The organism is Psychroserpens ponticola (assembly GCF_023556315.2).
In the GTDB taxonomy this organism is placed as follows: Bacteria; Bacteroidota; Bacteroidia; order Flavobacteriales; family Flavobacteriaceae; genus Psychroserpens; species Psychroserpens ponticola.
Genome location: NZ_CP116221.1, coordinates 55226 through 77568, shown reverse-complemented (window position 1 = coordinate 77568; position 22343 = coordinate 55226). Strand labels below are relative to the sequence as shown.

17 protein-coding genes are annotated in these 22343 nt (G+C 32.5%); 4 read left to right on the top strand and 13 right to left on the bottom strand.

What is annotated here, in order from left to right; translation table 11 throughout:
* Positions 1-44: 44 nt before the first annotated feature.
* Entirely contained in the window at positions 45-1247 is a 1203-nt protein-coding gene (locus MUN68_RS00345; RefSeq protein ID WP_249996364.1) for a porin, read from the bottom strand.
* A 385-nt stretch (positions 1248-1632) separates the two neighbouring features.
* Here MUN68_RS00345 and MUN68_RS00340 point away from each other — a divergent pair, with 385 nt between their 5' ends.
* On the top strand, positions 1633-1992 hold the full coding sequence (locus MUN68_RS00340) for a toxin-antitoxin system YwqK family antitoxin (RefSeq protein WP_249996361.1): 360 nt from the start codon (positions 1633-1635) through the stop codon (positions 1990-1992).
* 63 nt (positions 1993-2055) lie between these two features.
* Here the strand turns inward: MUN68_RS00340 and MUN68_RS00335 are convergent, their stop codons facing one another.
* Together MUN68_RS00335 and MUN68_RS00330 are read right to left on the bottom strand one after the other, a co-directional pair.
* Positions 2056-3255, bottom strand: a complete 1200-nt coding sequence (locus MUN68_RS00335; protein ID WP_249996359.1) for a multidrug transporter — start codon at positions 3253-3255, stop codon at positions 2056-2058.
* A 48-nt stretch (positions 3256-3303) separates the two neighbouring features.
* Positions 3304-6141, bottom strand: coding sequence for a TonB-dependent receptor (locus MUN68_RS00330; protein ID WP_249996357.1), 2838 nt, complete (start codon positions 6139-6141; stop codon positions 3304-3306).
* 179 nt (positions 6142-6320) lie between these two features.
* Between MUN68_RS00330 and MUN68_RS00325 the strand changes: the two genes are divergently transcribed.
* A complete protein-coding gene (locus MUN68_RS00325; RefSeq protein WP_249996355.1) occupies positions 6321-7664 on the top strand; it encodes a deoxyguanosinetriphosphate triphosphohydrolase in 1344 nt (447 codons plus the stop codon).
* A 141-nt stretch (positions 7665-7805) separates the two neighbouring features.
* Entirely contained in the window at positions 7806-7979 is a 174-nt protein-coding gene (locus tag MUN68_RS00320; RefSeq protein ID WP_249996354.1) for a hypothetical protein, read from the top strand.
* Here MUN68_RS00320 and MUN68_RS00315 read toward each other — a convergent pair.
* On the bottom strand, positions 7954-9732 hold the full coding sequence (locus MUN68_RS00315; RefSeq protein WP_249996353.1) for a 1-deoxy-D-xylulose-5-phosphate synthase: 1779 nt from the start codon (positions 9730-9732) through the stop codon (positions 7954-7956). The two genes, MUN68_RS00320 and MUN68_RS00315, sit on opposite strands and share 26 nt — an antisense overlap.
* Before the next feature lie 57 nt (positions 9733-9789).
* Here MUN68_RS00315 and MUN68_RS00310 point away from each other — a divergent pair, with 57 nt between their 5' ends.
* Positions 9790-10239 carry a nucleoside deaminase gene (locus MUN68_RS00310; protein ID WP_249996494.1) on the top strand — a complete coding sequence of 150 codons (450 nt, stop codon included), beginning with the start codon at positions 9790-9792 and terminating at the stop codon, positions 10237-10239.
* A gap of 271 nt (positions 10240-10510) precedes the next feature.
* Here MUN68_RS00310 and MUN68_RS00305 read toward each other — a convergent pair whose 3' ends face one another.
* The 9 genes from MUN68_RS00305 to MUN68_RS00265 all read right to left on the bottom strand — a co-directional run bounded on the left by MUN68_RS00305 (position 10511) and on the right by MUN68_RS00265 (position 22343).
* Positions 10511-10702, bottom strand: a complete 192-nt coding sequence (locus tag MUN68_RS00305; protein ID WP_040252334.1) for a cold-shock protein — start codon at positions 10700-10702, stop codon at positions 10511-10513.
* A gap of 164 nt (positions 10703-10866) precedes the next feature.
* The gene (locus MUN68_RS00300) at positions 10867-11094 is read right to left on the bottom strand and encodes a hypothetical protein (protein ID WP_249996351.1); all 228 of its coding nucleotides are present in this window, start codon (positions 11092-11094) and stop codon (positions 10867-10869) included.
* A 125-nt stretch (positions 11095-11219) separates the two neighbouring features.
* A complete protein-coding gene (locus MUN68_RS00295; RefSeq protein ID WP_249996350.1) occupies positions 11220-12998 on the bottom strand; it encodes a chloride channel protein in 1779 nt (592 codons plus the stop codon).
* Complete coding sequence (locus tag MUN68_RS00290) at positions 12998-13804, bottom strand: tetratricopeptide repeat protein (protein WP_249996349.1); 807 nt, start codon at positions 13802-13804, stop codon at positions 12998-13000. The genes MUN68_RS00295 and MUN68_RS00290 overlap by 1 nt, the downstream gene beginning before the upstream one ends.
* Positions 13776-14327 carry a hypothetical protein gene (locus tag MUN68_RS00285; protein ID WP_249996348.1) on the bottom strand — a complete coding sequence of 184 codons (552 nt, stop codon included), beginning with the start codon at positions 14325-14327 and terminating at the stop codon, positions 13776-13778. The genes MUN68_RS00290 and MUN68_RS00285 overlap by 29 nt, the downstream gene beginning before the upstream one ends.
* A 45-nt stretch (positions 14328-14372) precedes the next feature.
* On the bottom strand, positions 14373-16127 hold the full coding sequence (gene aspS, locus MUN68_RS00280; RefSeq protein WP_249996347.1) for an aspartate--tRNA ligase: 1755 nt from the start codon (positions 16125-16127) through the stop codon (positions 14373-14375).
* Positions 16128-16282: 155 nt separating this feature from the next.
* The gene (locus MUN68_RS00275) at positions 16283-19810 is read right to left on the bottom strand and encodes an efflux RND transporter permease subunit (RefSeq protein ID WP_249996346.1); all 3528 of its coding nucleotides are present in this window, start codon (positions 19808-19810) and stop codon (positions 16283-16285) included.
* On the bottom strand, positions 19800-20990 hold the full coding sequence (locus tag MUN68_RS00270; protein ID WP_249996344.1) for an efflux RND transporter periplasmic adaptor subunit: 1191 nt from the start codon (positions 20988-20990) through the stop codon (positions 19800-19802). The genes MUN68_RS00275 and MUN68_RS00270 overlap by 11 nt, the downstream gene beginning before the upstream one ends.
* Positions 20991-21008: 18 nt before the next feature.
* Positions 21009-22343 carry a TolC family protein gene (locus MUN68_RS00265; protein ID WP_249996342.1) on the bottom strand — a complete coding sequence of 445 codons (1335 nt, stop codon included), beginning with the start codon at positions 22341-22343 and terminating at the stop codon, positions 21009-21011.

Sequence of the window (22343 nt, the reverse complement as noted above, 5' to 3'; positions counted from 1 at the left end):
TATCTATAGTGTTTAAAACACTTGTGTTATCTAATTGTTATCTTTTAAAAATGAATATCAAAACCTAGTCGAAAAGTGATTCTAGCATCATTACCATCAATACTTGTATAACTTATATCAGACTGAATTTTTAATTTATGACCAACTACAAATCTATTGAGACCAAGTGTATATTGCTCTATTGGCAAAGCACCAGTCACATTTTTAAAATCTAAAGTTGTAAAACGAGCAGCAATTTCATAATTACTTTTAAATAAATAACCCACTTGTAAGTTAACAGCATTACCTGTTAACACAATATCACCTGTTGGTGTGGTTCCATCTATTTCTGTAGCAATTTCATCTCCAGCTGTACGATTAGCATATTCTCCCATAAATGAGAACCCTTTATATTTAAACATGGCATCAGCAAAAATAGTAGTTTGATCAGTTTCATATATTGAGCCATCTGTTCGTATCATATAATCGCCTGAAAATCCTTGCTCTCTGACCGCATCTTGATTATAATTATATGTAAACCCTAGCATCAATTTTGGTGTTGCTTCACGTTTTAAATCCGATTGACTAAAATCGCCTTTCGATTTAAATGTTCCGAAAGGCAAAAATTCCAAACGACCTGTATATTGAAGTCCACCTTCATTTCCTTCAGAAACATTACGACCTTCTCCTTGTGACACTGATAATTTTTCACGCATTAAAAAATTAGATCCCAATTTAGTTTTATGATGTAATTGAACACCTAAATCACGATCAATATTAAATCGACTATTTAAAAGTGAGCGATCAATCAACTGAAGATTTGCAGAAGACACAACGCGTTCCACATTGCCAGGTAATTTAGTTTGTCCTGCCCAAAGTTCAAAATTTTCTGCGAAATTCCACATAACAACAGCATCTAAAATGTAACGTGGTGTGTTTCTATTAAAGTCGTTTGCACCAGAGATGTCTCTGTTAGACAATCCTAACTCAACTTTATATTTAAGTTTTGTTGAATACGCAAAACCGCTAAACTTCAATCGTGCTCTTCTTACAATAAAATTATGTTCTGGACTTCCATATTTATCTCCATCATGATCCCATGAGGACACAGAACGTACTTGAAAACGAGGAGCAAATTTCACACTAAATGAGCTGTCTTTTGCTACAAAATTGATCATTCCTTTACCAAATGAAGTATCACTAATTTCTTGGGCTTTTGAAGAAATAATTGTGCACAATACAAGTGCAATAATTAAATTATATTTCATTATAAGGTACTAGTTTTTGTCGCTGCAAAGAACCAAAACTAGTGTTAACTTAATGTTTCCTTAACATTAAATTTAAAATGAAAGAAAAAAAACTGCCTTGGCCAAAGGCAGTCATTAGAATTCATGATAATTAGTCGACAAAAACTAATAGATTATACGAAACTAATATGTCTTATAAGACAAGAACAAATGTATTTCAGCAGTATAACTACATTGTAATCTTAGTATTAATTAATTATTAAGATTTCTACACACAACAAACATAATTAACTAACTAACAAACAATGCATTATAGCTTTAATGTAAAATTAATGTTAATTAATTGTTGCTTAAATATCATGTAATCTTTATATTTGTGTATTAAATAAATTTAAAACCCATAATTATGAACAAAAAAGTATTGCTTTTATTCGTTTTATTAATCAGTGTGGTTTCTTTTGCTCAGCAAGAGAGAAAATTAGAACTTAACAAAGACACCAATTTAATTGATGTAACGTATTATCATGACAATGGAGTTATAAGTCAAACAGGAACTTATACTTTAGATGGTAAATTACAAGGTGAATGGTTAAGTTATGATACTGATGGTAAAAAGAGTATATCGGCGAATTATGATAATGGGAAAAAAGTCGGCAAGTGGTTTTATTGGAATAACACCACTTTAAAAGAAGTAGATTATACAAGTAATACTATTACAAGTGTTACTGAATGGGACAACAAAACATCTGTTGCTATTCGTAATTAAGAATTACAGACATAAAAAAAAGCATCCAAATTGGATGCTTTTTTTATACAATAGACTAACTATTTATTGGTTTGTCCAACCTGCTCCCCAAGTTGCATAATCTGTAGCTACGCCATTTCCTACACCAGAAATAAAATCTGTTTCAGCAAACGTCTCACCTGTATCATTTTTCAGGATTAAAATAACATCTGTAAAAGTTACATCAGTTACACTTAAGTCTCCATTAAGAACTCCTGTTCCTGTTGGATTTGAACTTCCTGATCCAGCATCACCATCTAAATCAAAACCTTCTTCAAAACCTTCAATATAAACGTTTGTAAAAACACCTTGCGACCCAGCTCTTAAACGTATCGCTTCATTACCAGTTCCTGAACCATTTCCGTAGATTGCTAAGTTATTTACAGTTGGCTTTGAAAAGAATATAGGATTTGAATTGTTTCCAATATCAGTATTGTATCCATCTGCTTCAATTCCTTTATCGTGTTCAGAACCATGCTTAACATAAGCATTAGTAATTGTTCCACTGAAACCTTCGGTCCAGTCAATAGAATCATCTTGAGCATTAACTACAGATACAAAACTAGCATTTACAGTTCCTCCAAAAAATTCGACACCATCATCTTTACCTTCGAAAGCTTGTATGTATTCTATTAATGTACCATTACCTACGCCATAAAAAGAGAATCCGTTATTTTCAGACTGACCATCTGCTGCTCCTCCAGAGTAATCTACACGTACATATCTTAAAATTCCTGAGTCGTCAGAAACAGATGTTCCTCCATAAGGCAAACTTGCAATTTCTGAAGTAGCTGTTGCAGCACCAGATACAGAATTAATAGGTGCTTTACCTAACAAAATTAATCCTCCCCAATCTCCAGCTGCAGGTGAAGATGCATCCGAAGTAAATATTATTGGGTTATTTGCAGTTCCATTTGCTACAATTCTTGCTCCTTGAGAAATAGCAATATAAACATTAGCTCCAGCTGCTAAAGCTTCAATAGTCATACCAGCAGGAATTGTTAATGTTGTTCCTGAAGTCATAATTAATGGCCCATTAACGACATAGCTATTATTTGCATCTAAATTTAAATCTGCAGTGTATGTTCCAGATAAGAAAATGGTCTCAGGATCTGTTAGCCCATTACCTCCATTGTTATTGGTAATGCTATTATCATTGATAATAATATCAGCAGTATCATCTGATGTACAAGAAGTAGCAAGCATTGTGATAATTGCGAATCCTAATATTAAATTATTTTTCATTTTTTTGTTTTTTTAATTAAAGTTCTGGTTTACGTTTATAGTTTATTATTAAAATTTGTATTTAAGTTGTACAGACATATCTATTCCTCTTTCATAATTTGTAACATCTTTACCATTAGGAGAGGTTACCAATACATCACCTACTGAAGTCCCTTCTCTAAAATATTGTACTGTCGGATTTAAAAGGTTTCTAGCTGCTACATTGATTTCAAATTTTTCAGATATTTTATTTTGAAGTACAAAATCTAAATTTGGCAATCCTTTTTCGATTACATTACCTAATTGTCCAGAGCCAAGCGCATCAATCCGATCAGAGAAATAAGAGAATATAAGGTTTGCAGCAGGTTTGTAATTTCCAAAAGTTGGAGAATAATTAATATCAGCGTTTATAATGAATGGCGAAGCACCTTGTAATTCTTCACTATCATTTCTAAAACTTACATCAAATAAAGCCCCATCGATTGATTCGTATAAATCTTGTTTAGTATGAATGTAAGTCGCATTTAATCCTACAGAAAGTTTAGCCTTATCATCGTCATCTCCTATGTTCATAATAATATTTTTTCTAACCTCAGCTTCAAAACCAATTACTTGAGCTTGGTCACCTGTTCTGAAAAAACGTTGCGTTCCAGTGGCATCAAATGCAACAACCTGATTAATAGGGTCATTAATTTGCTTATAGAAAGCGGCTACAGATAATATTTCAGATTTACTTATAAACCATTCATATTTTAAGTCTAAGTTTAAAATTTCTGAATAACCCAATACATCAGGATTACCTCCTATTCGTTGTGACACACCTTCATATACAAATGGTGCAACTTCTTTAAACTCTGGTAGTGAAATGGTTTGACTTGCTGAAAAACGCAAGTTCTGATCTTCAGTTAAACTGTATTTAACATTTAAACTTGGCAAATACACTACATCAGAAAAAGACCTACTCCCAACACCATCGTTTCCTTGATTTATAACATCGTAATTAATGTTTTGTGTAAAAGACTCTACACGAACACCAGGAACAAACAACCATTTATCACCTGCTTTTAATTCAGCATTAAAATAACCTGCATATACATCTAAATTTCCTTTATATGTGTTTTCATTTAAACCAGGTCTGTTTGTTGTTCCCAAAGTTTGGTTTCCATCAGCAGAAATTGGGATTGGTCTAAACACTTTAACTGTATATAAACCATTTGCCTCAGGATTTATCTGTAGGTTATCTAAAGTAAAAAAGGCATTTAAATTATTAGGGTTACCTACTTGTGTTTGAGACCCAATAATATCGTAACCATAACGATTATTATCAAAACTACGTTCTTTAGCTCTACCGTTATACCCGAAATTTAACTTGATTTTCTCAGTAGCAGTATATGCTAAATTTAGAGTACTATTAAGCTCTTCATCATCAATATTTTGGAAATAACGTTGGTTATCAAAATCTACATTACTATAAAATGTAGGATTTGTTGAAGGGTCATTATCAAAAACTGTGTCGTAATTTTCCATACTAACACGTTTTCTATCTGGCTCATGAGCCTGTACAACGTTAAATCCTACAGCCCAATCAACATCTAATTTTTCAAAATTATGCTTACCCATTAATTGGTTTACATAAATAAGATTTTGATTAAATTGAACATTCATTTGGTAAAACCCTTTATCTGTATTTGAAATAGCATCTCTATTTCGGCCTAGACCATCAATACCAAAATATCCCACCTTATCAGAGGAACTATTGATAAATAAAGAATTAAATCTGAATGAATTTTGACCATCTACTTTGAAATTTAATCCAAGCATTGCCGTGGTTTGGGTAGAATATTCGTATTCTTCTGAATCTTCAAAAGATTTTTTCTCCACATTAGTATAGTCAGTAGTTTCACCTCTTCTATATTCAAAATTATTATTGAAAGATCCTGTACCATATATACTTAATCGTTCACCGTTTTTGAAATCGAATGATTTTCCAAAAGAACCACTAAAACTAACTGCAATTGGAGTATATCCTTCAACAGGATCAATTCCATGTGATAATACTACAGCAAATGGATTATTATCATATCTATTATAAAATCCGAAGTAACTTGTACCTTCACTCTTAACAAATTTTTCTCCAGCGGCATTTGAATTAATTGTAGATCCAACTTCGAAATCAAAAAAACCGTTTCCTTTATAATCTTTAGAAGAAACATCTACATTACCAGCTGAGAAATCACCATAAAATCTAGAAGAATATGCCTTACTTATTGAAACATTTTCAATAATATCAGATGAAAACAAATCTAAATCTATATTCTTTTTATTGATATCATTTGATGGCAAAGACAAACCGTTAAACGTCGTGTTTTGATATCTATCACCTAATCCTCGTACATACACATTACTTGAACCTTCTTGTTTAGAAACACCAGAAATCTTTGCAACTGCACCTGCAGCATTACTAATTCCTTTTCTCGATAACTCTTGAGCACCAATACTTTGTTTTATTTCTATAGCTTTCTTTTGATCTAATAACAATGCAGTTTCACTTTCTTTTCGTGTTGTCGTTTTTATAACAACTTCATCTAAAGTGGCTGCACTTGCAGACATAGAAACATTAATTTCGGTAGCTTTATTAGCTACAACATCAACTGAAATTTCTTGAGATTCGTAACCGACAAAACTAAAGACTAGAACATAAGTTCCTGGTGATAAATTTTCAAAACTATACAATCCATCAAAGTCAGATGTTGTTCCTGTAGTAGTTCCTTTAATTAAAACGTTACCAAAAGCTAGAGGTTCGTTGTTATATTCTTTATCAATTAATTTCCCTACGATAGACCCAGTATTTTGAGCAAATCCAAATGTGGTAAAAAACAGAATCGTTAGTAATACAAATGTTCTCATTAGTAGTTTTAATTTATTGCAGCAAAGAAACTGTTGTTGTGTAAAGTCAAGGTTAATACGAGGTTAAACCTAAGTCATAAAAAAGTTACCTCAATGTTACCAACGCTTCGTTATTTTTGTAATAAGGAAACGATAATTTAACATTGATATGCTATCTTGCAGAAGCTTAAAAATTTACTATGAATTGGGAACAACTTTTATCACTTAAACGTTTTGGTGACACGCATAAAAGATTACGAAAAGAACAAGATGAAACGCGATTAGGTTTTGAAGTTGACTATGACAGAATTATCTTTTCTTCAGAATTTAGAAGTCTTCAAGACAAAACTCAAGTGATTCCATTATCTGAAACAGATTTTGTTCATACACGATTAACACACAGTTTAGAAGTTAGTGTTGTAGGCAGATCGCTTGGAAGAAAAGTTGGGCAAAAGCTTCTTGAAAAACATCCACATTTAAAAGACACTTTAGGCTATCGAGCGAACGATTTTGGAACCATCGTTGCAGCTGCATCTTTAGCTCACGATATTGGAAATCCTCCTTTTGGACATAGTGGTGAAAAATCTATTGGTGAATTTTTTAAAACTGGTGATGGGAAACGATTTCAAAATGAATTAACTGATAAACAATACCAGGATCTTTGTGATTTTGAAGGTAATGCTAATGGCTTTAAAATTTTAACGGAAAGCAGACAAGGTAGAGAAGGTGGCTTAAGACTTAGCTATGCAACACTTGGCGCTTTTATGAAGTATCCAAAAGAATCACTTCCTAAAAAACCAACATCTCATATCGCAGATAAGAAATACGGTTTTTTTCAAAGTGAGACAAAAGCATTTAAAGATGTTGCTAATGAACTTGGCTTAATAAAAAGAGGCGCAGAAAATGACATTAGTTTTTGCAGACATCCTCTAGCTTACTTAGTTGAAGCTGCAGATGACATTTGTTATACTATCATTGATTTTGAAGACGGAATAAACTTAGGACTTATTCAAGAAGAATATGCGCTTGAATATTTAATCAATCTTGTAAGAGACACTATAAACACTAAAAAATACAATTCATTATCGACTACTCAAGATAGAGTAAGTTACTTAAGAGCCTTAGCAATAAACACCTTAATTAATGAAGCTGTTGTTTTGTTTATGTCTAATGAAGAAGACATTCTAAAAGGAACCTATTCTAAAGCGTTATTAGACCAAAGTAAATATGAAGCTCAAATTACAGATATTATCAAATTGAGTATTGAAAATATTTATCAATCTAGCGAAGTTATTGATAAGGAAATTGCAGGATTTAAAGTTATAAATGAACTTTTAAATGTTTTTACAAGAGCTGTAGCAAATAATTTCTCAGGACATTTATCTAGTTTTGATAAGTTAATTTTAAAAGTTTTTCCTAAAAATATAAATCTAAAGCAAGATACATTATATGAAAACTTATTGTCAGTATGTTTTTATATTTCAAAACTATCTGATAGAAATGCCATCTTAACCTTTAATAAATTAAAAGGAAACCATTTATAATGAAAATATAATTTGGTTTTTTTAGTAAAAAAAGGTTTCCATCTTAGATTCTTTATAAATCTATGCATTTCGTCGAATAAATTTGCATTTTAACTTAATAAAGATATATATTGATAGTCCCAAATCATAAAACCTACTATTATGAGAAAAAATATCCAATTTGTGGTTGTGATCTTTTTTGTGACTATAGCCTTTTTAGTGATGTTAAATGATATCACAAATAATAAGAATCCAAAGTATCAAAATTCTGTTGAATTATACGAAGTTACTAATCAATCAGATTTAGCTGCTACAGATTTAGAAGACGAAGAGTAGCATTTAAAATAGTACTAACACTTAAGGTATCAATATTTAAATGTGCTTGTAATTGTTCTTTACTGCCATGCTCAACAAATACATCAGGTATTCCAATTACTTCAATTGTATTTTGATAGTTGTACTTAGAAGCAAATTCAAGAATAGCACTTCCGAAGCCTCCAGAAATTGTACCATCTTCAATGGTAAAGATGGTTACATATTTTGCAAAAATTTGATGTAATAACGCTTCATCTAAAGGTTTTACAAACCTCATGTCATAATGCGCAATAGCGTCAATATCATTTACGTTTTTGAGTGCTCTTGTTACCGTTTCAGAAACAATTCCAATACTTAAAACAGCAAGACTACTTCCTTCTTTTAGCAATTCTCCTTTTCCTATTTCGATTTTTGAAAAAGGTCGCTTCCAATCTAAAATAGAACCTCGTCCTCTTGGATATCTAATAGCAATTGGTTGATCTAATCCTAGTTGTGCAGTATACATTATATTTCGAAGTTCAATTTCATTCCTAGGCGCAAATAGAATTAAGTTTGGGATACATCTTAAATATGACAAATCAAAAACACCATGATGTGTTGCACCATCTTCACCAACCAAACCAGCACGATCCAAACAAAAAATTACTGGAAGCTTTTGCAATGCTACATCATGAATAACTTGATCGTAAGCACGTTGCAAAAAGGTAGAATAAATATTACAAAACGGAATTAATCCTTGAGTTGCCATTCCTGCTGCGAGCGTTACAGCATGTTGTTCGGCAATACCTACATCAAAAGCACGTTCTGGAATTTCCTCCATCATAAACTTTAATGAGCTTCCTGTTGGCATTGCAGGTGTAATACCAACAATCATTTTATTTTCCTTTGCTAATTCAACTAGTGCATGTCCGAAAACATCTTGAAATTTTGGTGCTTGCTTTATAGTAGACTTAGCATGAACTTCTCCGGTTTGAGCATCAAATTTTCCTGGTGCATGATATTTGACTTGATCATCTTCTGCTTGTTTTAAACCTTTTCCTTTGGTTGTAATTACATGTAAGAATTTTGGTCCTTTAACAGTTTTTAAACGCTCTAATTCGGAAAGCAATGTCGGTAAATCATGACCATCAATTGGTCCAGAATAATCAAAATTAAGGGCTTCAAATATATTATCTTGTTTCTCTTTGCCTTTTTTGACGTTAGTTAAATATTGTTTTAAAGCTCCAACACTTGGATCGATACCAATGGCATTATCATTTAAAATCACCAGTAAATTAGCATCAGTAACTCCTGCATGATTTAAACCTTCAAAAGCCATTCCGCTAGCAATAGATGCATCACCAATAACTGCAATATGATGTTTATCTTCTCCTTTAAGTTTTGAAGCAATAGCCATTCCTAAAGCAGCAGAAATTGATGTAGATGAATGTCCAACACCAAAAGCATCATACTCACTTTCATCACGTTTTGGAAATCCGCTTATGCCACCAAACTGACGGTTGGTATGAAATATGTCTTTTCTACCTGTTAGTATTTTATGACCATAAGCTTGGTGTCCAACATCCCAAACTAAGAGATCTTCAGGTGTATTAAACACATAATGCAAAGCTAATGTTAATTCTACAACACCAAGACTAGCACCAAGATGTCCTTCTTTGGTTGCCACAATATTGATGATAAACTCACGTAACTCTTTAGCAAGTTTCGGCAACTCATCAAGATTTAATTGTCTTAAATCTGAAGGAAAATTAATATGGTCTAATAATTTTTTCATTCCATTACAAATGTAGCATTTGAAATTGTATTTTTGATTAAGAATCTTATTGCATACATGGAAAACCCTTTTAACGACATCTACTTTATGAAAAAAGCCTTACTTGAGGCTGAAGATGCTTTTGAAAAAGGTGAAATCCCTGTAGGTGCTATCATAGTAATTAAAGATAGAATTATTGCCAGATCACATAACCTTACCGAATTATTAAACGATGTTACTGCGCATGCTGAAATGCAAGCCATTACTGCTGCAACCAATTTTTTAGGCGGAAAATATTTAACTAATTGTACACTTTATGTGACATTAGAACCTTGTCAAATGTGTGCTGGAGCTTTGTACTGGAGTCAGATTTCAAAAATTGTTTATGGAGCTTCAGATGACAAACGTGGATTTAAAACGCTTGGCACAACAATTCATCCTAAAACTGAAGTTGTTTCTGGTGTTCTTGCTAAAGAAGCTTCCGAATTAATGAAACGTTTCTTTATTGAAAAACGAAATTTAAATTAACACACTAAATCCTATTTATTTTAAAGCTGTATTAAAAACAATCCATTCCAATTAGTAACACTTGTTTCTGTTTCGATAATTTATAAGTATTACTGCGTTAAGGATTGAGGCATTGTTGGAGCTCTTTTTACAGAAATAAAGATTCTTTAACAAACTCAGAAGGACTATAAAAAAAAGCGACTGACGAAAGCCTGACCCTTGTGGTAACGCCCAAAAACAAAAAAAACGCCTAACTTTCGTTAGACGTTGAAACTGTAATAAAGTATATCTCTTAGAGAACTTGCACGTTAGCGGCAACCATCCCTTTTCTTCCTTCTTCTTCGTTGTACTCTACACTATCGCCTTCGCGTAACTCAACACCATTAAGGTTTGATACGTGTACGAAAATGTCTTTTCCTGTTTCGTCGTTGGTAATGAATCCAAATCCTTTAGAATCATTGAAAAATTTAACTGTTCCAGTCATTGTAATAAAATATATAATTAATTTAAGTTGCAAATGTACATCATAATTTAATGCGATGTGTTAATAAATTGTAATTTTTTAAATTATTGATAACTAATGGTTTAAAAACACAGGCTTTTAAGAAATTCTGAATTAAACAGGCTTTTAATTGTTGTTTTATGCTATTAATCCTTCTGATTTTCTCGCATTTTATCTAGATTTTCTTTAGTTAGCATGTAGTCTTTAACGTCTTTATCTTTCCAACGATGATAAGAAAACAAAGGAAAAACAATTATAACAAGTCCTAAAACACCAAAACCTATGAGTTTTTGAGAATAAGCTACATCTAATAAAAAACCACAAAGTATACTTCCAAATGAGGCTAAAAATGCGATAAGAATAATGTATTTCATATTGTATTTATCTTGAATTATGTATCATTCTATCACAATTAACTAAATAGAAATACCTCAAAATGATGACTCTTAGTTCTCAACTGCATTTGAAATGACAGTAGTAATAATTTAAGCCAATTTATCTATGTTGTAAAATTAATTAATTCACGTCGATAAGCGGTTAATAGTTTCGATTTTGACACAAATCCATAATAGATACCATCTTTAATTACTGGTAAATTCCAAGCTCCAGTATCTTGAAATTTTTTCATAACCATTTTCATAGAATCGGTTTCATAATAAATGTGTTCAGGCGGATTATGCATAAAGGTTTCAACAGTTGTAGATTCATAAAGTGTTTGATCGAACATCACATCTCTAATATTGTCTAATAAAATTACACCTACCATCTGTTGTTTTTCATCAACAACGGGAAACAAATTTCGGCTTGATTTTGCGACACCTTGATGTAACATTTCTCCTAAAGACATTTCAGGATAAAGGACAGTAAAATCTTGTTCTACAACACTATCTAATCGCATTAATGTTAACACTGATTGGTCTTTATTATGTGTTAACAATGCTCCTTTTTCAGCCAATTCTTTAGTGTAAATTGTGTGATCTATCGCATTTTTAGTAATAATGAAAGACATTGAAACCGTAATCATTAAAGGTACAAACAATTGATAACCTCCAGTAATTTCAGCAATTAAAAAAATAGCAGTTAAAGGTGCATGTAGTACTCCTGCAATTAAACCAGCCATACCAATGAGTGTGAAGCTAGATTCCGACACCTGAAACCCTAATCCTATATTATTAATGATTTTAGCCACTACGTTTCCGAGAGCACTTCCCATTACCATAGTTGGAATAATAATTCCTCCAGCACCACCAGCTGCAAAAGTTGTAGACATGGCAACAGCTTTAAATATTGTAATTCCAATAAGCAATGCAATTACTACCCAAATATTATCCAGATAATCATCAAATGGCGTTTTTCCTAATGCATGCAAATGATTTCCATCGAGAAGATCATTAATAAATCCAAAACCCTCACCATAAAGAGGCGGAATAAAATACAGCATGATACCAATCGCTAATCCACCAACAATAAGTTTTTGTCCGCTGGTTTTAAACCGTTCAAAAAATTTATAAACTGCAAAATATATTTTAGAAAAATAAATAGAAGCGATACCAGTACCAATACCTAAAATAATAAAAAACAAAGTATCTCTTAATTCGAAAGGAGTGGTTACATTATAAGTGAAGAGCACACTATTTCCAACAAAGAAATAAGAGGTTAAAACCGAAGACACTGAAGCAATTAACAGAGGTAATAAGGACGCAAAAGTCAAATCGAGACTAAAAACTTCTATGGCGAAAATAATAGCTGCAATTGGAGATTGAAAAATAGATGCAATAGCTCCAGCTGCAGCGCAACCAATCAATAACGTTCTCGTTTTTCTATCGACATGAAACAGCTGACTAATATTTGAACTTACTGCTGAAGCTGATGCAATAGCAGGACCAAGCAACCCAACCGAACCTCCAAAACCTGCAGTAATTGGTGCCGTAATTAAAGGCAAATAAATTTTGCTACGCTTTAACAATCCGTTCTTTTTAGAGAGCGAAAAAAGGATACTAGGAATGGCATGTTCTACCTTTTGTTTGGATACGTATTTTACAAATAAATACACGAGCCAAAGTCCGATAACTGGGAGAATAAAATAAATACTATTTCTTGAGACTATGGCGAGATGGTCTAACATCCATTCAATACCATACGTGATATTCTTTATTGTTACAGAAACTAAACCAGATAATAAACCAATAAGCATTGCTAATAAAAACACAAAATTTTTCTGTGAGATGTACTTATATCTCAACACTAATAAGCGTTTTATGACGTTTTGTATTGACATTATTGTAATTCTGCTTTTAGTGCTTGCAAATCTTCAGGATAAATTTCTTTTAATGTTTCTACGTAAGGTCTGTTATTATAATATCCTATGTCGTAATCATTAATAGCGGCTTCAATTAAAAGTTTCGCTTCATCAATTTTATTTTGATTTTTAAAAATTAGAGCTTTGTAGTATTTTGCATCTGCACTAAAACCTCTTGAATATTGAAGTTGCTTATCAAAATTTAAAAGCGCTTGTTCGTAATTTTCTGTTTCGAAGTAAGCAATTCCTCGATATAAAAAAGCAGTAAGCTCCACCCAATCTTCACCAGATTCTTCAATTTCAATATTGATATACTTATCAAAATATGCGATTGAGTTTTTATAATCTTTTAACCCTAAATAACAAATACCTCTCCAATAATCGACACTATGACCTTGAGGTGCATCAATAAAATTTGGTGTCAATGTATCGCTTGCATCAAAATCTGCAATGGCTTTTTTATAATCTCTATAAAACCAAAGGTAAAGATATCCTCTCCAAGGAATGCGCTGTACTGAATCAAGTAGCACAGATTTATTGTATTGTGGTTTCCATTTATGAGGTAAGCCGCGTTTTAAATAGGCTACGGAAAGTTCATAAACTGCTTGTTGGTAAGTGGAATCAATTTCAGTTGCTTTTTTAATCCCATTGATACTCATCATTGATCCTTGAGGATAATGAATGGCTCTTTTATAAACTGCTTCAGCGCGTTCTCGTTTACTATCACAAGACAGTACTGAGAAAACAACAACTATACTAAGGAATAATTTCAGTAATCTCTCCATGTTCTATTCGGTATGATACATACATATATGAATCTCTATTGTCTTCGTGTAAAAAGATTGGTTTCCATCCTTTGGCTTCTGAAGTGAGTTTAAATAATTGATTCTTTAAATTTTCACTGAATGTATTGGGTTCTAAATCTAAATTATTTTCGTGAATTACAAATCGACCAACTTCACCTTCGCAATTAATGATGAATCTTATATTTAAATATCCAGAATCTGGATAATTATCATTCACATACGCTAAATTGATATAATTTCTAAATCCATTTTTCCCATTGGGATAAGGTAATTCTTGAGTATTATAATATTGTAAAATGTAATTTTCATCACAAATATTAAATCCTTCATTTAATAAAGCTGTTTCTGGATCGATATAATGAGACGCATGCTCAAAAGGCTCGTTATCTGGCAGTAAACTCGTGTTGAACATATAATAGCCATAGGCAATAAAACAAGCAAAAGCAATAACTAATATACCAAGTACAATTCCTATATACTTTAAAATTCTTTTTGTTGCCATATATTAAATCTACTAAAAAATCCTGCAAGAAGCAGGATTTTTAATTTATGATTTTAGATTAAGTTTTAAACTCAACTCTGTTAGTTGCTCATCGTCTATTAAAGCAGGAGCATCAATCATGACATCTCGACCATTATTATTTTTAGGGAATGCAATAAAATCACGAATCGTTTCTTGTCCGCCAAGAATTGCAACCAATCTATCCAATCCAAAAGCTAATCCACCATGAGGAGGCGCTCCATATTGAAAAGCATCCATAAGAAAACCAAATTGAGCTTTAGCTTCTTCAGGCGTAAACCCTAAATAATCAAACATTAAAGCTTGTGTTTCTTTATCGTGAATACGAATCGAACCACCACCAATTTCATTTCCGTTAAGGACTAAATCGTAAGCATTAGCTTTTACATCTCCTGGATTGGTTTTCAATAATTCTAACTGTCCAGGTTTTGGAGACGTAAATGGATGGTGCATTGCATGATAACGCTCTGTATCTTCATCCCATTCTAATAATGGAAAATCCATTACCCAAAGTGGAGCGAAAGTTTTAGGATCTCTTAACCCTAAACGTTCGGCCAATTCCATACGTAAGGCACTTAATTGTGCTCTGACTTTATTTGTATTTCCTGAAAGTACACATACTAAATCTCCTGGTTTTGCTCCAGTAACTTGAGCCCATTTTGCTAAATCATCTTGATCGTAAAATTTATCTACTGAAGATTTAAAACTTCCATCATCATTACATCTACTATAAACCATTCCTAAAGCACCAACTTGCGGACGTTTTACCCAATCGATTAATTTATCTATTTCTTTTCTTGTGTAGCTATTTCCTCCAGGAACTGCAATACCAACTACTAATTCAGCAGAATTAAACACGTTAAACTCTTTATGTTGAGCAACATCATTTAACTCACCAAATTCCATTCCGAAGCGAATGTCTGGTTTGTCATTTCCGTAGAGACGCATCGCATCATCATAGAGCATTCTTGGAAATTTTTCTACTTCAACGCCATTTACTTCTTTCAATAAGTGACGCGTTAAACCTTCAAAAGCATTTAAAATATCTTCTTGCTCAATGAATGCCATTTCACAATCTATTTGCGTAAATTCAGGCTGTCTATCTGCTCGTAAATCTTCATCCCTAAAGCATTTTACAATTTGAAAATACTTATCCATTCCGCCAACCATTAGAAGTTGCTTGAACGTTTGTGGTGATTGTGGTAGTGCATAAAACTGACCTTCATTCATTCGAGAAGGCACAACGAAATCACGAGCACCTTCAGGAGTTGATTTTATTAAATAAGGTGTTTCAACTTCAATGAATCCTTCTTTAGATAAATAGTTTCTAACTTCTTGAGTTACTTTATGCCTAAAGATCAAACTATTTTTTACTGGATTACGTCTGATATCTAAGTAGCGATATTTCATACGTAGTTCTTCACCACCATCGGTTTCATCTTCAATGGTAAAAGGTGGTAATTGTGCTTCGTTTAAAACGGTTAATTCAGAAACTAGAATTTCAATATCACCAGTTGGCATATTTGGGTTCTTAGAGGCACGCTCTATCACTTTTCCTTTCACTTGAATCACAAACTCACGTCCTAAACCTTGAGCTTGTGTCATCATTTCTTTTGAAGTACGTTCTTCATCAAACACTAATTGTGTCATTCCGTAGCGATCACGCAAATCTACCCAAACGATAAATCCTTTATCTCGCGATTTTTGAACCCAACCTGAAAGGGTAACTTCTGTATTGATGTGTGATGCTCTTAATTCACCACAATTATGACTTCTGTACATAGTAAAAAATTTGAAATGCAAATTTAATGAAGTTAACGGACTATAAAAATGAAAAAGCCATAACATTACATTATGACTTTTTCTGCTATTAATCAAACCTTTCCTAATTCCCTAAAAAGGTTTTTCGCACTTTGACAAAAAATCAAAGTATGGTGTTAGAATTGAGTTTCAATTCTCTTATCTGTATCAAATATTTCTTGAGAAACAACTTCAGTAGAGGTCTTTGAACCTTTAATCCACATTTTAAATCTAGTTACTAAGAAAAACAAAATTGGTACAACAATTAATGTCAAGAAGGTTGCTATAAATAATCCGTAAATGACAGTCCAAGCCAAAGGTCCCCAAAACACTACGTTATCTCCACCCATATAAATGTTAGGATTAAAATCAGCAAACAGTGTAAAGAAATTAATATTTAAGCCTATAGCCAACGGAATTAATCCTAAAATAGTTGTGATAGCTGTTAATAACACTGGTCTCAAACGTGCTTTACCTGCCTTTACAATACTTTCAAAAAGGTCTTCTTTTGTTAGAAATTCATCTTCATCCAAATCGAGTTCATTTTTCTTTCTATCTATTAAAAGCTGAGCATAATCTAAAAGGACAACTCCATTGTTGACTACAATTCCGGCAAGTGAAATAATCCCAACCATGGTCATCATAATTACAAAGGCACTTCCTGAAAGCACAATACCGCCAAACACACCTATGAAACTTAAAAATATAGCGAGCATAATAATTGCTGGCTTAGAAACGGAATTAAATTGAAATATAAGAATGAAGAAAATTAAACCTAATCCAGTAAAAAACGCTCCCATAAGAAAAGTCATTTGCTTATTTTGCTCTTCAATTTGACCTGTATAATCTATTTTTATACCTTCAAGTAAACCCTCGTAACTTTTCATTTCATTCTGAATTTGAGTTACAATAGCTCCAGCATCAGTATAACCAGGTGCTAATGCAGAATAAACCGTTACAACTCGTCTCGTATCTTTGTGCTTAATAGCACTAAATCCAGAATTATTTTTTTGTGTTGCTACTGCAGACAATGGTATTTCTTTAATTTGTCCCGTATTATCTCTAAAGGTGATATTTTGATTAAAAAGCGCACTAGTATTGTATCTATTTGCTTCATTAAACCGTACATAGATATCAAAATCGTCACCACTTTCTTTATAAATTCCGGCTTTTGCACCAAAAATTGAATTTCGTAATTGATCTCCAATCTGTTTGGCACTTACACCTAACTCACCGGCTTTTTTTCTGTCAATTTGAACTTGCATTGTTGGTTTGTCCTTATTGACATCTATTTTAAGTTCATCAATACCAGCAACATTTTTTGAATTGATAAATTCACGCATTTTTTCTGCGGTTGAAATAAGCTCGTTATAATCATCGCCTTCAATTTCTATATTAATAGGAGAACCAGCAGGTGGACCATCTACATTTTTTTCTACAGAAATTAAAACCCCTGGATAAATCCCGACCAAAGCTTTCTGAACCTTTTGACGTAAAAGCTCACTATCTTCTCCACGACGATACTTGTATTCTCGCATTGACGCAGTTATTTTAGCTTTATGTGGCATTTCTGCAGAAGAACCAGCATCAGTTTGCGGATTCCCAGCACCTTCACCAACTTGAGAAACAGCACTTTCAACTAAAAAATTTTCACCATCAATAATGTATTTATCATCGTAAACTACATCGTAAACTCGTTTTTCAATTTGACGAGTAATCTCATTTGTTTTTTCTATTGCAGTACCTTCAGGATATTCGATATAAACAATAATTTGATTTGGTTTATTATCTGGAAAAAATTCAACTTTTGTACGTTGTGTGCCTAGCGAAATTCCGAAGGCTATAAAAGCCGCAATTAGTAATAAAAATGTACCAATACTTAAAATATAAGGTCGTTTTTTAGATAAAGCCCAACGTAGTTGACCTTCGTACCAACTTTCTAGTTTCACCAACGCTTTATTTTGGAAACTATTTGCCCATTTTCTAATGAAAAAACGATATGCCCAAAGCATAATCGCTGTAAATATCATAATGGTTCCTAAACCTCTATATGCACCACCAAATAAAAGAATAAGTGTCCCTATAACAGCAACAATCACTGTAATTTTAATAATTTGACTTATCGGCATATCTTTATCTTCGATAGTCATATACCTAGAGACTAAAACCGAATTAAAGAATATAGCTACAAATAATGAAGACCCGAGAACAATAGACAAAGTAATAGGTAAAATCTTCATAAATTCTCCCATAATCCCTGGCCAAAGACCTAATGGAACAAAGGCTGCCACAGTTGTTAACGTTGAAATAATAATTGGAAATGCAATTTCTCCAATCCCTTTTTTAGCAGCTTCAATGCGACTCATGCCTTCTTCATCCATTAATCGATAGACATTTTCAACAACGACAATTCCGTTATCTACGAGCATTCCTAGTCCCATAATTAATCCGAAAAGCACCATAGTGTTTAAACTATAACCTATAAGACTTAATACCATCAGCGACATAAACATTGACATTGGAATAGCAAATCCGACAAATAAGGCATTTTTAAATCCTAAAAAGAACATTAAAACGGTTACAACAAGGATAACACCAAAAATGATATTATTAACCAAGTCATCAACTTGACCTATCGTTTTTTCGGATTGGTCATTAGTAATTGAGACTTCTAAATCTTGCGGAAACACATTCATCGTAGCATTTTTAACAATCTCTTGAATTTGCTCAGCTGCAGCAACCATATTTTTACCTGCACGTTTTTTAACATCGAGCATGACCACAGGACTACCAGATTTTCTAGCAAACGTTGTTTTATCTTCTTCTTGAAAAGAAACTGTCGCTACGTCTTTTAAGTAAATAGCATTGCCTTTTTCAGCTTTAACTACGAAGTTTTCTAATTCTGAAGGTTTTTCAATTTCACCAATAATTCTTATCGTACGTCGTTGTCCACTTGCTTTTAAATTTCCAGCAGATTGGGTAATATTTCCATTGCCAATAGCTCCAAGAATATCACTAAAGGTCACTTTAGCTGCCATCATTTTGTAAATATCTACTGCGACTTCTACCTCTTTTTCCTGAGCACCTCTAATATCTGCTTTTTTAATTTCCTGTAAATCTTCAATTTCATCTTGAAGATATTCAGCAAAATCTTTTAATTTTTCAATTGGATAATCACCAGAAATATTAATATTTAAAATTGGCATTTCTTCAGAAAGACTTAATTCAAAAACATCTGGTTCTACTTTAGCGCCATTAAATGATGGCCAATCCTCACTTGAGGTTTCCGTATCAATCTCGTCTTTTACTTTTTGCAGAGCTCTTTCAACGGTAATATGCTCATCAAACTCAACAATCAACATCCCATAATCCTCTTGTGAAGTAGAGGTGGTTTCAACAACATTACTAACTGTTTTCAGTTTATCTTCTAAGGGATCTATTATTAGTTTTTCTATATCTTCGGCTGTGTTTCCAGGATAGATTGTACTAACATAAATTTTAGTTTCGTTAACTTCTGGAAAATTCTCTCTAGGCATGCTAAAAAACGCGGAAACACCTAAATAGAAAAAGACAGCGATAAGCACATACATCGTGGTTTTATTGTTTATTGCCCACGACGACATACCAAACTCTTTTTCGGTATTTTTCTTTTTCTTAGTTGTCATTCTCGTTTTCTTTATAGTTAATTACCTCAACTGATTGTCCGTCTTTAACACTACGTGCTCCTTCTTTAATGACTTCAACGCCTTTTTCAAGATTTTTTAAAACTTCAATCACATCGCCTTGCGTTCTTCCTGTTTCAATGATCAAACGTTTGGCAGTACCAATACTTTCTGAATTTTTATCAGTTACGATATATACATATTGTTCACCTTCTGCATTTTCAGAAATCACACTTTGTGGAATTAAAACAGCATTTTCACTTGTGTAATCGTTAATCTTTAATCGAGCAGTTAGATTCGGCTTGATATTTTTATCTTTATTGGGCACTTCAATTTCTACTTTAAATGTTCTATTAGCAGGATTTATAAAATCACTAGCCTGACGAATTTTTGTTTCTATAGTTTTCCCTAAAACAGGAAGGTCAACTAGTACTTTTTTACCTTTAACAACATTAGAAACATAGCCTTCAGGAACTTCAACTTCTATATACATATTATCAAGATTTACGATACGCATTAATTGTGATTGTCCAGCTGCAACGACGCTTCCTTGCTCTGTAATAACATCATCTATTGTTCCATTAAATGGTGCTCTTACAATTGTTTTAGCAACTTGTTGTTGTATTTGATTTACAGCTTCTTGCTGAGATTCGTAGGTTGATTTTGCTTGTAAATATTGAATTTCACTACCAATATTTTGTTCCCAAAGACGTTTTTGACGTTCGTAAGTTGTTTTAGCCAAGTCAGATTGAATACGGAGTTGTGCTATTTGTTGACTCAATCCACCATCATCAATTTTAGCAAGGACTTGTCCTTTGGTTACTTTTTGTCCTTCTTTAACGTAAACGTGAGTTAAAATTCCATTGTATTCTGGTGTTATAACTAAAAGGTTTTTTGTAGTAACGTTTCCTTGAAGTTCTAAAACGTGTTCAAATTTTTCAGTCTTGGCAGTAAACGTTGTAATTAATGGTACATGTTTAGTGGTATCAATTGCTTTGATTTTTTCATCTAACAATTTAATTTGTTCGTTAATTGCTTGTTGCTCATTAACTAATTCGCCCCGTTTTTTACGAATAGTTTCTAAACTATTACTTTCTAAAACGTTCGCTACAGAATTCTTCTTTTCGCCTCCGCAAGAAACCAAAAGAAAGGTGATAATAAATAGTGAATATATATTTTTCATGATTTGATTTATGATTGATTAGTTTAGTGTTATCGTGTTTAGTGCAGTTTCTAATTCAGCTTTGCTATTTATGACATCTAGCATGGCTTGCAATAATTCTTGTTGTGCTACATATAATTGTGTTTGTGCTTGTCTGAGCTCAAAACTTGAACCGATACCTTCAAAAAATTTAGTTTGATTTTTTTGCTCAATACGCTCTGCTAGTCCTAAATTTTCTTTCTTGTTGTCGTAATCGTCAATAGCAAATTGATAATTGCTTTTTGCTGAAGCTATTTGAAGTTTTAATTGTTGCTGAATTTCATTTAGATCTTCTTCAGATTTTTCAAGATTAATTGCTGCACGTTGCGTAGCTGCATTTCTCATACCTGAACTAAAAATTGGGATATTTAAATTAATACCAAACAACGAAGACCCAAACCACTTTTGATCATTATGAGTAAATGTAAAGCTATTACTATTACCTGAATAAGCTCCATTAATAAAGGCATTTAAAGTGGGAAGTGCTTTGCTTTTTTCTAATTTTAAAAGCAATCCTTTAGAGGTTTTATCATTTTCAGCAATTTTGTAATCTATTGTATTTTCAATATTATCTTCTACTGCTAATAGATTTAAATCCATATTTAAAGACGTTAAACGTTCAAGATTATCTGTTAGAATCGTTTGAGAATTGATGTCTAATCCTAGAGTAATATTTAACATTTGATAGGCTAACTTCTTTAATCTATTAGTGTTGTTTAAACTACTTTTAACTCCAGATAAGGTTATTTGTAACTGCTCGACACTTTCTTCTTCTTCTAGACCATTTTCAAAAATTTTATTGGTTTCGAATAGATTTTTTTCAAGCACATCTATATTGCGTTCTAATATTAAAATACTTTCTTCGGCTAAAAGCACATTTCCGTAAGCTTCAATAACTGCCTTTCTAACTTCAAGATCTGTTTTTACTTTTGCATTTTTAGATATTTCTAGAAAGACTTTTGCTGATTGCAAGCCTACTAAATATGAGCCATCAAACAATTTCTGACTTAACGTTGCTGTTGCATTAATAGATTGTTTTGCTCCATTAGGAATTGCATCAAGGTTGCCATCATTATCTATATCGAAAATAATAACCTGTTGTTTTATCCAATTGTTGTAACCAACATCTGCATTCAGTTGTGGCAAACCTGATGCAGTCGTTTCCCATTTTTGTTTTTCTGCAGCATCAATATCTCGAGTTGCGTTTTTAACTTGTCTGTTATTTTCTAAAGCAAAATCTATAGCTTGTTGGAGCGTAAAACTATTTGTACCCTCTTGTGAAAACCCAAAAGAAACTGTGATTAAACTTATAATTAATATGAGTGATTGTCTCAT

Coding starts and splice junctions, on each gene's coding strand:
- MUN68_RS00265 (WP_249996342.1), bottom strand. CDS start 22,343: ATGAGACAATCACTCATATTAATTATAAGTTTAATCACAGTTTCTTTT.
- MUN68_RS00325 (WP_249996355.1), top strand. CDS start 6,321: ATGAATTGGGAACAACTTTTATCACTTAAACGTTTTGGTGACACGCAT.
- MUN68_RS00300 (WP_249996351.1), bottom strand. CDS start 11,094: ATGAAATACATTATTCTTATCGCATTTTTAGCCTCATTTGGAAGTATA.
- MUN68_RS00305 (WP_040252334.1), bottom strand. CDS start 10,702: ATGACTGGAACAGTTAAATTTTTCAATGATTCTAAAGGATTTGGATTC.
- MUN68_RS00320 (WP_249996354.1), top strand. CDS start 7,806: ATGAGAAAAAATATCCAATTTGTGGTTGTGATCTTTTTTGTGACTATA.
- MUN68_RS00335 (WP_249996359.1), bottom strand. CDS start 3,255: ATGAAAAATAATTTAATATTAGGATTCGCAATTATCACAATGCTTGCT.
- MUN68_RS00290 (WP_249996349.1), bottom strand. CDS start 13,804: ATGGAGAGATTACTGAAATTATTCCTTAGTATAGTTGTTGTTTTCTCA.
- MUN68_RS00270 (WP_249996344.1), bottom strand. CDS start 20,990: ATGAAAAATATATATTCACTATTTATTATCACCTTTCTTTTGGTTTCT.
- MUN68_RS00340 (WP_249996361.1), top strand. CDS start 1,633: ATGAACAAAAAAGTATTGCTTTTATTCGTTTTATTAATCAGTGTGGTT.
- aspS (WP_249996347.1), bottom strand. CDS start 16,127: ATGTACAGAAGTCATAATTGTGGTGAATTAAGAGCATCACACATCAAT.
- MUN68_RS00295 (WP_249996350.1), bottom strand. CDS start 12,998: ATGTCAATACAAAACGTCATAAAACGCTTATTAGTGTTGAGATATAAG.
- MUN68_RS00275 (WP_249996346.1), bottom strand. CDS start 19,810: ATGACAACTAAGAAAAAGAAAAATACCGAAAAAGAGTTTGGTATGTCG.
- MUN68_RS00315 (WP_249996353.1), bottom strand. CDS start 9,732: ATGAAAAAATTATTAGACCATATTAATTTTCCTTCAGATTTAAGACAA.
- MUN68_RS00310 (WP_249996494.1), top strand. CDS start 9,790: ATGGAAAACCCTTTTAACGACATCTACTTTATGAAAAAAGCCTTACTT.
- MUN68_RS00345 (WP_249996364.1), bottom strand. CDS start 1,247: ATGAAATATAATTTAATTATTGCACTTGTATTGTGCACAATTATTTCT.
- MUN68_RS00330 (WP_249996357.1), bottom strand. CDS start 6,141: ATGAGAACATTTGTATTACTAACGATTCTGTTTTTTACCACATTTGGA.
- MUN68_RS00285 (WP_249996348.1), bottom strand. CDS start 14,327: ATGGCAACAAAAAGAATTTTAAAGTATATAGGAATTGTACTTGGTATA.